At 42.9% G+C, this 11,192-nt stretch carries 14 protein-coding genes; 1 reads left to right on the forward strand and 13 read right to left on the reverse strand.

What is annotated here, in order from left to right; all coding sequences use genetic code 11:
* Window positions 1-12 precede the first annotated feature (12 nt).
* Window positions 13-1,515 (forward strand): efflux transporter outer membrane subunit, encoded by a 1,503-nt coding sequence (locus F0251_RS13870; RefSeq protein ID WP_171731188.1) that lies wholly within the window; start codon window positions 13-15, stop codon window positions 1,513-1,515.
* Between the two features lie 85 nt (window positions 1,516-1,600).
* On the opposite strand, the gene F0251_RS13875 is transcribed toward F0251_RS13870, so the two are convergent.
* The 13 genes from F0251_RS13875 to F0251_RS13940 all read right to left on the reverse strand — a co-directional run bounded on the left by F0251_RS13875 (window position 1,601) and on the right by F0251_RS13940 (window position 11,098).
* A complete protein-coding gene (locus tag F0251_RS13875; RefSeq protein WP_171731189.1) occupies window positions 1,601-1,816 on the reverse strand; it encodes a DUF6434 domain-containing protein in 216 nt (71 codons plus the stop codon).
* Window positions 1,817-1,873: 57 nt separating this feature from the next.
* Window positions 1,874-2,206 (reverse strand): YnfA family protein, encoded by a 333-nt coding sequence (locus tag F0251_RS13880; RefSeq protein ID WP_171731190.1) that lies wholly within the window; start codon window positions 2,204-2,206, stop codon window positions 1,874-1,876.
* Window positions 2,207-2,551: 345 nt separating this feature from the next.
* Window positions 2,552-2,959, reverse strand: coding sequence for a hypothetical protein (locus F0251_RS13885; protein ID WP_171731191.1), 408 nt, complete (start codon window positions 2,957-2,959; stop codon window positions 2,552-2,554).
* 44 nt (window positions 2,960-3,003) lie between these two features.
* Complete coding sequence (locus F0251_RS13890) at window positions 3,004-3,426, reverse strand: hypothetical protein (protein ID WP_171731192.1); 423 nt, start codon at window positions 3,424-3,426, stop codon at window positions 3,004-3,006.
* Window positions 3,427-3,590: 164 nt separating this feature from the next.
* The gene (locus F0251_RS13895; RefSeq protein ID WP_171731193.1) at window positions 3,591-4,229 is read right to left on the reverse strand and encodes an RraA family protein; all 639 of its coding nucleotides are present in this window, start codon (window positions 4,227-4,229) and stop codon (window positions 3,591-3,593) included.
* A 267-nt stretch (window positions 4,230-4,496) separates the two neighbouring features.
* A complete protein-coding gene (locus F0251_RS13900) occupies window positions 4,497-5,051 on the reverse strand; it encodes a nucleotidyltransferase family protein (protein ID WP_171731194.1) in 555 nt (184 codons plus the stop codon).
* A 60-nt stretch (window positions 5,052-5,111) separates the two neighbouring features.
* Complete coding sequence (locus F0251_RS13905; RefSeq protein WP_171731195.1) at window positions 5,112-5,567, reverse strand: GNAT family N-acetyltransferase; 456 nt, start codon at window positions 5,565-5,567, stop codon at window positions 5,112-5,114.
* Window positions 5,568-5,722: 155 nt separating this feature from the next.
* Window positions 5,723-6,502 (reverse strand): FRG domain-containing protein, encoded by a 780-nt coding sequence (locus F0251_RS13910; protein ID WP_171731196.1) that lies wholly within the window; start codon window positions 6,500-6,502, stop codon window positions 5,723-5,725.
* Between the two features lie 126 nt (window positions 6,503-6,628).
* On the reverse strand, window positions 6,629-7,045 hold the full coding sequence (locus F0251_RS13915) for a VOC family protein (RefSeq protein ID WP_171731197.1): 417 nt from the start codon (window positions 7,043-7,045) through the stop codon (window positions 6,629-6,631).
* Between the two features lie 693 nt (window positions 7,046-7,738).
* The gene (locus F0251_RS13920) at window positions 7,739-8,095 is read right to left on the reverse strand and encodes a DUF6404 family protein (protein WP_171731198.1); all 357 of its coding nucleotides are present in this window, start codon (window positions 8,093-8,095) and stop codon (window positions 7,739-7,741) included.
* A 224-nt stretch (window positions 8,096-8,319) separates the two neighbouring features.
* Window positions 8,320-8,925 carry a hypothetical protein gene (locus tag F0251_RS13930; RefSeq protein WP_045986704.1) on the reverse strand — a complete coding sequence of 202 codons (606 nt, stop codon included), beginning with the start codon at window positions 8,923-8,925 and terminating at the stop codon, window positions 8,320-8,322.
* A gap of 227 nt (window positions 8,926-9,152) precedes the next feature.
* A complete protein-coding gene (locus F0251_RS13935) occupies window positions 9,153-10,244 on the reverse strand; it encodes a transposase (RefSeq protein ID WP_171731199.1) in 1,092 nt (363 codons plus the stop codon).
* A complete protein-coding gene (locus F0251_RS13940; RefSeq protein ID WP_171731200.1) occupies window positions 10,241-11,098 on the reverse strand; it encodes a tyrosine-type recombinase/integrase in 858 nt (285 codons plus the stop codon). Before F0251_RS13940 ends, F0251_RS13935 begins: the two co-directional genes overlap by 4 nt.
* Window positions 11,099-11,192: the final 94 nt, after the last annotated feature.

The raw sequence follows: 11,192 nt of genomic DNA on the forward strand, positions 1-11,192 counted from the left end.
GGAGCAGTAAACATGTATCGATTACCTAAGTTTAAAGTGGCTCCTATTGCGCTAGCCTTGTTACTTACCGGTTGTGCGGTTGGCCCAGATTACGAGGAGCCACAAACCACAATGGCAGAAACCTTCTTGTACAGCCAAGACAGTGAAAGCCACAGTGAGACGAATCAACAGCAGAACCATTGGTGGACTCAGTTCAATGATCCGACACTCAACCAGTTAGTTTCTGATGTGCAAAGCCAAAACATACCACTCAAACTAGCTGCTGAACGGATCAATATGGCGAACTCTTATAAGAGTGTTGTTGAATCTTTTAAAGTACCGACCGTAAATGTCGGTGGTGGTTACTACAACTACCAACTGAGTGAGAATGACTCCCTACTCGGCCCCGTATTTGGTGCCTCTGATGCGGTTGAATCAGCAACCGGTATGTCATTGTTGGAGGCACAACACGATGGCGGTTTTCTTGGCGCGAGCATCGCGTGGGAAATGGACCTGTTTGGACGCATCGACAGACAAGCAAACGCAGCTTCGATTCGTGTCGAACAAGCCGAAATCTTCCAATCGGGGTTAAATACCTTAATCACCGCAGACGTGATCCACAACTACCTTCAATACCGTGGCGCTCAAGAACGCAAAGCAATCGCCATGGAGAACATACAAGACCAACAACAAACACTTGAACTCGTAACCAAAGTGGTTCGCAGCGGTTATGGCTCTGAATTAGATCTGGCACAGGCCAAAGCAATGCTTGCCGCAACAGAGTCGATTGTTCCTCAACTAGAAATTGCAGAACAAGTTCACAAGCAGCGTATGGCTGTATTGCTAGGCGAGTCACTTTCGGACGTTAATCAGCGTTTGGCGGGTGACTATACTCTTCCAAGAATGAAAGATGTTATCCCAACAGGCATCCCTTCAGATTTGTTAGAGCAGCGCCCAGACATTCGCATCGCAGAGCGTGAAATGGCCGCTATCAACGAAGAACTTGGTGCGAGTATTGCCAATCGTTATCCAAAGTTCTTCTTAACAGGCACACCTGGCGTTACCGCTGGAAGCTTTGACGACTTATTCAGCAGCGATTCATTCGGTTGGGCTGCGTCAGCGGGTATTAGTTGGAATGTGTTTGATGGTGGCCGTGGTGAAGCTATGGTTGAGATGAATGAAGCCAGATTCCGCTCAGCAGCACTTAATTACCAACATTCGGTAGACAGCGCATTCGCTGAGGTAGATTCAAGCTTATTCGCGTACGGCCGCAGCCAAGAGAATCAAAAGCGCATTGATGAAGCCACCCTCGCTGTTGATAACGCCGTCAGCAAGGCAAAATCCTTGTACAAGGCTGGCCTTGTTGATTACTTGTCTGTGTTAGATGCACAAAGACAACAAAAGATGATGCAAGACCGCCAAGTAGCCGCCAAGCTGCAAACCGCGAACACGACTATCGCTGTATACAAAGCACTCGGTGGTGATTGGAAAGTCTCTAACAATACAGAAAATGTCGAGTTAGCTGCTATAAATTAAGAGACCGACACGCAATTCACCGAAGCAATAAGCAAAAAATACCGCTGAATCAATCAGCGGTATTTTTCCATTCAAACAAACGTGACTACTTAGCTTGGTTGCGCTTCGCCCACTCTTGTACGGCATCACCCATCGTTAATCCCGCTGAGCTTTTCATCCAAAGCATGAAATCACGATCAAACTTAAACTGCTCACCAAATTGGGATTTAAAATATCGACGGACATTCTGAGTCGTTTTATAGCTATCTGTGATTAACGTATTCTCATCTATCTGATTTTTGTGCCAATCAACCTTTGTCATGTACTCTAATTCCTCCTTGAAAATAAGCGATTCAAATTGCGCCACAACAGCGTCTAATTACACGTTTCTTGGTGCGAACATAATAATCGCCATACCAAGCAGCGCAACCGAACCACCAACTAGATCCCAAGTTGTTGGTTTCTCACCATCGACAAGCCACAGCCATACCAGCGCGACTGAGATGTACACACCACCGTAAGCCGCATAAACTCGCCCTGTTGCTGTAGGGTGCAGCGTGAGTAGCCAAGCAAATGCGGCAAGGCTGATGGCTGCCGGGATCAGTAACCAGACACTCTTGTCTTCCCTTAGCCAAAGGTAAGGTAAATAACACCCTACTATTTCCGCTATCGCCGTAAGTACAAAAAGACCTACCGTTTTTAATTCAATCACAACTTACCTGTACTTTTTATAACCCACTAGCTCCAGCCATTTGGAACATTTTCATCATTATCATACTCTGCGTGACACACTGAGCACCTGAAATAACTAATTTGAGACTTAGACTTTTGAGTTCCCAACAACACACCGAACACGATGTTCAACACATGCGACTTCAACGTATTTTTATCTAGTTGTTTCGCTTCAATTTCTGCTGAACTTAACCTTATATGGGGCGTCTCTTTATTGCAGTTCCCGCAATGCAATATCTTCTCGCTAACAGACATATCCTTATCCTTTTTAACGTATGTTTGTTGAGTATTAAAACGTCTTTATCTTTTCGTGATTATAAACTCATCATGGTTTCAGGACAGCCTTCAAACCTTGCGCGTCTTTACAACCAATATAGATATGTTTTCCATCGCTTAAGCTTAGCTTTAACGCTGAGCCTGTCGATGCGTTATACAGCCATCCATCGCTCAACATTCGGATACCAATACCTTGATACCACTTAGTTTGATAAAACGATGTGTCGACAATATCAGATACCTTCACAACCTTACGCCAAAAACCAAAACCGAAATACCAAGTCAGCGTGTCGCCTTTGAGCTCAATCGTCATGGAGAAAAAGAGAATCGCAATTAAAGCGTTTATCGACAGGGCAAACAAGGCTCCGAAGCCGTTGTCAGATGTAAATACAATAAACACGCTAAGCACAATGAGGATCAAGAGCAACCCTTTGTTGAGCTCCTTGCTATAAAACATACTTCAAACTCCTTTTGTTAGAGGTGTTGGTAAGCTACGTAATCTTATCTGAAGGCCAGCCTTCTAACCATTCGAGTCACGAAATGTGCGCAGACTCCAACAGCGACGCCAATGATCATCGCCTTGATGCTACCCAGCCAAAGTATCAAACCCGAGTAACCTTGTGCTGGCCCTAAACCATCGTTTCTGGTCACATCGGTGAACATGAATCCATTCCACCAAACATGTAACAATACCGTAGATAGATGCATACAAATGGCAATGGTTCCAAGTAACGCATGCCTGTCAGCAGCGCCATCTCGGCAAAATGAGAAAACGAGAAAAAAGGTAAAAATTAAAGGTGCAGACAACACCAAAGAGACAGTGAAAGCTTCTAACCCACTCTCGCTTCCATAACTATAAGTGCTAAACACCATGGCCATTGATAGCAAAAGCGGCACAAGTGCAGTCCATGTTAATCTGTTCATTTCAGTTCCCTGTCTTAGTAGTTAGCTTGAAGAAAAATTCGATAATCGACAGGGAACGTTAATTACCAAAATTTGAGCATCTGAAACTTACTTATATCTAAATAACTCGATAGAAAACTCAGTCTTCGGTGAATCTCATGTAACGAAAGTCTTAAGTCTTTGGGTCAACCTACATCATTTTGCGCACTTTGTTTTTGTTTCGCACAGATTATTGCTTGCTTAATCTTCGCCTTATGGTTCTCTTCCCACTGAGCCAATGTTAACGAGGCTTCTTTATTAGCTTTATCTGAAGCCATTAAAAATACCTCATCTTTTCTGAACTTAGGAATAACAGCAACACCCTCGATATCAGCCACAATGATATCTCCGGTTGAGACGTTTACGCCTCCACATCTAATTTCAGTACCTAGTTCAGAATAGATCTCTTTTTTTCCCGGAACTGGATGAACACCTTTAGCAAAAACTGGGAATTTCATGTCTGTAATTTCAGCCAAATCCCGAATAACACCATCAATAATGAAACCTTTTATGCCTCTACGCTTAGCAACTGCGCATACGTTGCCTCCTGCAACTGCATATTCGCTATCAACACCATCGACGACAATAATTGAGCCTTTTGGTGCTTCATATATTGCAGAATGAAGCATTAAGTTATCACCAGCAGCTAATTGAACCGTAAAAGCTTCGCCACAAATTCGCGGCATGTCCTGCCAAAGAGGACCAATATTGAAATCCATAAAGTACTGATTACCCAATATGTTTCCGTACTCGGTTGTCGCTAATGTAGAAAAGTCTTGCTTCATATTTACACTCCTTGTCCAGGGTATCCTTAAGCCTCAAATACAAGTCACGGGCTCTCATTTCAACCCCGTTCTATACACTTTGAATTTTCGTAATTCATTAATGTTACTTACTGTAGCGCTTATTCTGTTGATACTCTGCGTATTTATTAGAAATCCATTGATGAATATGAAGCTCTGTTTTACGAACCAGATACCAATCTATCGCCGCTAAACGACCAAGCCTATTACAGTTCCCACCTATTCACTCCATATACACTTATTGGTAGATCAATCCCAAGTTAAGACTTGTACTTGCGGCCATCTAGCTTTGTAGCCCGCCGTCATTGTGTTGTAGTTCTGTTCGGTCATTGCTCGCTTATTTGGCTTGATCAACATGTTAAATGCGTCTTCTAATCCGTAAGGTGCAAATATCCTGATGTGATCTGACCCTTCTATGGTGAAGCCAATAGCAAAAGCAGATAACCAAGATTCAATACCTTGCTCAACACAGTCATATGGCTGAATGGAACATCCGAACTTCGTCGAATAGCGCTCATGTATAGTTGCTTGGTTTTTTACATCAACATCTACGGAATGACTTAACCGTGAGCGAATGCGGCTTTTAAACTCATCTTCACTGGCGATCTGAGAACTATCAAAATAAACGATATCAAAATCCTTCACCTGATCGAGAAGTGGCTTATTTTCAATGCTATTCCAGATCACTTGAGTAATAGCGCCACCAGCAATATAGAAGTTTGGCAACCCTACTTCTCGACACACTTTAGCTGTCTCAATTAGCTCAGGAACTTGATGGATTAGATATTCAAGCTGTTTATTCATATTGGCCTATTAGAGCATGCTAAAGGTGAAGAAGAACTGAAGCAGATTGTGAGCAGATGCCTACAGCGCGAGTTTGAACCCTTCGTGTGTTGCTTTGAATCCAAGTTTCTCATAGAACCTGATGGCATCAGGGCGCTGCTTGTCACTTGTTAACTGAACGATTGTACAGCCTTTGTTTTTTGTCAATTCGATAGCGTGTCCGAACATTTGCTCACCGAAACCTTGTCCACGATAGTCACTATGGATTCGAACACCTTCGATAAGACAGCGCCAACTACCAATATGCGTTAGATACGGAATAAAGGTTAGTTGAAGCATCCCGACCTGAGCGCCTTCCAGTTCAACAACCAGTAATTCGTTATTTGGGTCTCGTGCAATCGCTTCGAACGCTTCAATATAGCCACAATTCAACGGAATAGACGCATCTTCTCTTTTACTACCAAGCGGGTCATTTGAAAGCAAAGCAACAAGACTTTCCAAATCTTCAAATTCAGCTGAACGATACTTTAATTCCATCTATAAATCCTTTTACTTGTGACTACTAACGCCACATAAAAGTATGAGCAATGCGACGACAAAGCTTAACCTTACCACCCTAAAAACCGAACTCAACTATTGGATGGAAAATGACATGCTTGGGAATCACTCTTAAACAGATTGTATGGAGAATGTTACCAGCGCTCTGCATCCCAACGGTCATACCTAAAGCTATGAGCATGACCAAAACCATCAATATCGGGGAATAGAGTTAAGTACCTAATATCAAACGTACCCTCTAACTCTTCAAGAAGTACTTTTTTAACTTCTGGGGTTATAGCAATCGGTAAGTTAGCCTCAGGATCTGTATCCAACGTTAGACTTCCCATTGCGTTCTGCGAAACTGAGCTATATAAAAATTGCCCACCTTGAGCTGCAATACGCTTCGTTACCGTTGGTGGTTGCCACGTTTGCGGATTTTCATATTCTTCTAGATCCTCGAAAATTTCCGTATATTCTCTACTTTCAACTTTATTCTCACCACCACCAAGGAAGTCTGAGTGAACACCCAGCAATAAGCCGGTCGCTTGAGGTTCTGATGAACAACAAAACCACAAGCCAACAAGAAGATTTCGCGAAACATCAATTAGCCGAGTAGCGGCACCATGATGTTGGAGTTTAGCTAATAGCTCAAAATCAGATAGCTCTCTACCATTTTCAAATCGATAACCTTGATGTGTTGCGTGTTCAAGCAAGTACTTTTCATAACTTTGCATGCTCGATTCTGTAACTTCACCTCGATTAGAAAGTCGGCGAAATGCTGAGCTATGTATAGGCCAACAAATATCAGCCTGTCCTCGCCATAAGTACACATTTCGACGGTCTTCAGCATGTTTAGACACATAAGATAGTAGCTCAATTAAATTACTCGGCTGAGCTACTGTTCGGAATAATTTTGTATCGATATAGTTCATTAATTCCCCTAACGCCCTGTTAAAGGGTAAGCAACGCAATACTGAAGCCGCCGCATACCACCTTAATCACTTAAACCAACGCATGGTAAAAATGCCACGCGTTGCGAATCCCTCTTGAACAATTTGTTATGTGCGTTGCTCAATTTCTGCTTTATAGAGCTCTGAACCTACAGCTATCTCCCACAAGTACCCATCTGGGTCAGAGAAGTAACCTGAAAAACCACCCCAAAACACAGCCTGTCCCTGTTTGACGATTTTCCCACCATTATCCTCAGCTTTTTTCAGCAGACTAAGCACTTCACCAGACGAACGAACATTTCTAGCCAGTGTAATACCGGCAAAGCCTGATCCATTTGGTTCAACACCAACATCTTTTGCTAATTCGGATTTGGGAAACAGAGCTAATTCCGGACCATCAATATCCAGAAATACAATTTCATCAGATCGATAATCTGTGCGTTCTAATCCAAGTACGGCTTCATAGAACTTTGCGGAAACCTCGATGTTTGATACACCCAATGTAATGATTGATAGTTTTCTCATTTTATCTCCAAGCACATAACGCCTTGCTAAGGTGTGAGTAACGCAATACAAAAGCTACCGCACAGCGCCTTAATCACCACAAGCCACCGCAAAGTAAAAATGCCACGCGTTACGAATCACTCTTAAGCAATTTGTTAGTACATGCGCTACTTCTATTTGTGCGCTCCAAGATATTGAAAAGTAACATGATATGAAAGGCTTTGAACACTGAAGTGAGACGGGCAGCTACAAAACTTTACCGCCATTGAGAGACAAAAGTGAGCTAGAAGAAAAACGCACTTAGCTGCCCTACTTTCACTGGCTTCAAATTAGAAAAGGATTCGTTCCTCGCACTTCGACAGCAACACCAAAGAAAGACAATTTTGACTTAGTAAAAACCACGAAAAAGAAGAAGTAATAAAGAAATAGGCTAAGAGTTAGAAGCCGTAAACGGTAAAATCAAAGCGAACACTTCGCATATAGTGCCACCGGAAAGAACGTGAAAGGCACTAACTGAAAGGTGTAAACACGAGCGCTAAAACAGATAAACACCAAAACTTATGACCTTTGATGTCAAATCCGTACTAACGCCCAATTAAGGTGCGACAACGCTGTAACACCCAAGCTAAACCATTGCACCGTAAACACAAAATTCAAATCGGAGTGAAACCGCCACGCGTTGGGAGTCACTCTTAAATTGTTTGTTATGGCGCTTTACTGGTAGTGTTGCTTACACCAATTTTCCCAACTTGTTTCACCCAAGAGCTTTCGTGCCTTAATGGTGCGAAACACGTTAATAAGTCCCATACAAATGCCAAATAGGGATGATGCGATAAGATAGGTTATCCAATGGTCAGGTTCTGAATGCCAAAATAATATCCACATTAGCGCCCCCCACAACCCTCCCATGAACAAACCATTTGTTATTAGTATTCTTATAGGAGACTGAAAAACTAGTGGTTTTTGGGACGGATCTTTGTATTTAGACCAAATAAAAGTTGTTGGCTTGGTTAAGTCTGCTGGTACACCCTTTTCAATGAGGTGCTTTTGAATGAATTTCGCCTTTTCCATCTTGGCCTCTATGCATGTATGCCAATTTCAAGTCTAAATCCATATCACGACTTATCGAGAATAGTGATTAAAGCGCTGCGACTGACTTCAAAATCTGGCTTGCGCCATAACGCCCTGTTAAGGTGTGAGCAACGCAATACCGAAGCCACCGCATACCACCTTAACCACTAAACCTAACGCATAGTAAAAATGCCACGCGTTGCGAATCACTCTTAAACAGTTTGTTATGCGTGTGCCTGAGGCTTCAAAGAATCTAGCATTTTCTGCTGGAACTCTTTTCGCATAATTTCTCTTTCTTCGCTCTCATGAAGAGCCAGCAAGAATGTCTGACGATCACCCCACTCTTCTACTTTACGCTTCGGCAAGCCACCTAGGTCTCTAAGTTTCTCAGACATTTGAATGGCTAATAAACCTAAAGCAGCATATTTCATTGCTCTCGCCTCATAAAATTCCGCAAAATCAGGAGGTGTAGCAGTGTAATCACTTACAGCTGAAATATATGAGTTAGCTTCGTGAACCATTTGAGGTAGGTTTAACAAATCGTAGAGTAAATCTTGAGGCAGTATTTTCCAATCAACCTCAAGTTCTAACGGAGTAAAACTTGGGGTTTGCGAATGATAGTAAGTGTATCCATTCTGATCTTCGGTGCCATTATCAGTGACGACCTCACGGCAACCAACTATAAACTGCTCGATACTACTCGTGACAATAATTGCAAGATAGTACGTTTCTGCCGCTTTTGACTTTTTCGCAGCAACAGACTCTTTGAGGATAGTTAAAAGAAAACCGACCAAACCGCCTAAAATGACAACAATTAATTTCTCAAACACGATAATCCTCTAGTCGATAAAACGCATAACGCTTAAGTATTTATCCGTTGTCGTAGCACAATGGATAAATACCTGTTGGACTTGGCCGCTTCTATTTATGGAATTTGCTTTTTAGGACTGACTTGCGTTCTACAGCGACTATACCCGTTGCATAATCTTTTTAAAAGCGAACAATGCCCCTCTCTCGCCATAACACAACGATAATTTTATTCATTATAATCAGACAACTAGGTCAGTTGGTACTCTGAAACGACTATCCTAGGTCTAATATTGATGCACACGAGTACCATGCTGTTGCTATGGCAGTTCGGACAACACGGTTTCTCTTTCAGCACTTCCGATTTCTCTGCGGGTCGCTCTCGTAAGCTATGCCTAATTTCCGCTATCGCTTTGACCCGTACAGCATTAGCTAAAAAGCCATAGTAGCGTATTCGCATTAGCCCTTTAGGCAACACATGTAAAAGTAAGCGTCGAAGCAACTCGCCCGCATTACAACACATTCTTTGAGTCCCGTTGGTTCGATAATCTTTGTAACTCATCGTGATACGGCCATCCACGTTATAACTTAATTGGTTGGGATTTAACCCGATACGATTGCAATACCGAGATAGATAACCCACTACCGCTGTGGGCTCGTGGAGTACAGGTTTACTGTACACAACCCATCTCTTACTAGCGGCTTCCTCTAATAAATTACTGTGCGTCGCTATCAACTCGCTTACTCGACATAACATCTCTTTCTTAAAGCGAACGGATAAGGCTTTAACCGGAAGCAGGTAACTCTCTTTTCTTGTCGGTTGCCATTGCCGATCTTTTGTAAGCACCCCACTCGGTAACAGGCAATGAATATGAGTATGTTGACTCAGATTTCTTCCCCAAGTGTGAAGAACCATTAATGCTCCTAGTTGACCGACAAGGTGATGCCGCTCATTAGCAAACGCGCATAATGTTGCCCACACTGAATGAAACAAGCATTGATAAACCACCTTAGGATGAGCTTTAACCAGAGCATTGAACTCGTGAGGTAAGGTAAAAACCATATGATGGTAGGCCACAGGTAAAATATCTTGGCTTCGCTTTGTTAGCCATTGCTGTCTCATCTGCTCTTGGCAATTGGGGCAATGACGATCTCGACAAGAGCAGTACCAACGAGTTTCATGACCACATTGCTGACAACGCCAGTCGTAACTGCCCATACGCTCCGTTCGGCAGTCTCTTAAATGGTTAAGCACTTGCCACTGTCTCGGTGTGACTTTGCTTTTATCAAGCTCTTCTAAGCCTTGGGTTAATACGGCTTGGTAAGGAGATAATGCGTTCATTCGCTTTCCTCCCATAGTTGAGCAACTAAGTCGAACTTACTTCCGTCCGAGCTTTCGTTGTGATGACCTATCCAATGGGTGTACCTCAATGTCGTTTTGATATTCGAATGTCCGAGGTAACGCTGCAGAACATTCAAAGGCATGCCCGATTCGAGCTGATGAGTCGCATAAGCGTGCCTCAAGGCGTGTATTCCTCCTAATTTTCTGACGTTTGCCTCAACTTTTGCTGCTTTGAAGCACTTCTGCAAAGAGCTAATACCCAATGGTTTTTCGGGCTCTAGGCTGGGAAACAGCACTACGGTTGGGTGATAATGACGCCAGTAATTTCGAAGATGATTCAGTTGGCTATCACCCAGTGGAACAAAGCGATCTTTTTTACCTTTACCACAATGAATGTGCAGTCGTTTCGCCGTACCATCAATGTCTTTCACGTACAAACCTACGACCTCACTGACACGTAGGCCACATCCATAACACATTTCAAGTGCGGTCTGATACTTAAGACTTCGACAATGACTAATGATACTTCTTACTTCCTCGCGATTAAGCAGCTCCGGTATTTTACTGGCGCGTTTAATCGGGGGAACCAGTCGCTCTTCAAATTCTCTATTCAAAACGGCACGATAAAAGAACAAGATGGCATTCAAAGCTTGAGCACAAGTACTACTACTTAAGCTCCGCTCTGTGGTGAGCGTACGTAAATACGCACTAATCTGTTGATCGGTGAGTAAATCGGGGGACAGATCGTAAGTAGTAGATAGATCTTTAACCCAACGTAAATAGCTTGCATGGGTTTTCGGAGAAAAACGGCGAACCGCCATTTCATCGATAAGTTGTTGTCTTAATAGGGTCATGATGTATTCCTTAATCTATGGATACATCATAAGTTTGGTCTATCGGGTAAGTGAGAGGAAAGCCCTCCGCGAAGCGGCTTAGTTCAACAGCTAT

Source organism: Vibrio sp. 070316B (assembly GCF_013114115.1).
In the GTDB taxonomy this organism is placed as follows: Bacteria; Pseudomonadota; Gammaproteobacteria; order Enterobacterales; family Vibrionaceae; genus Vibrio; species Vibrio chagasii_B.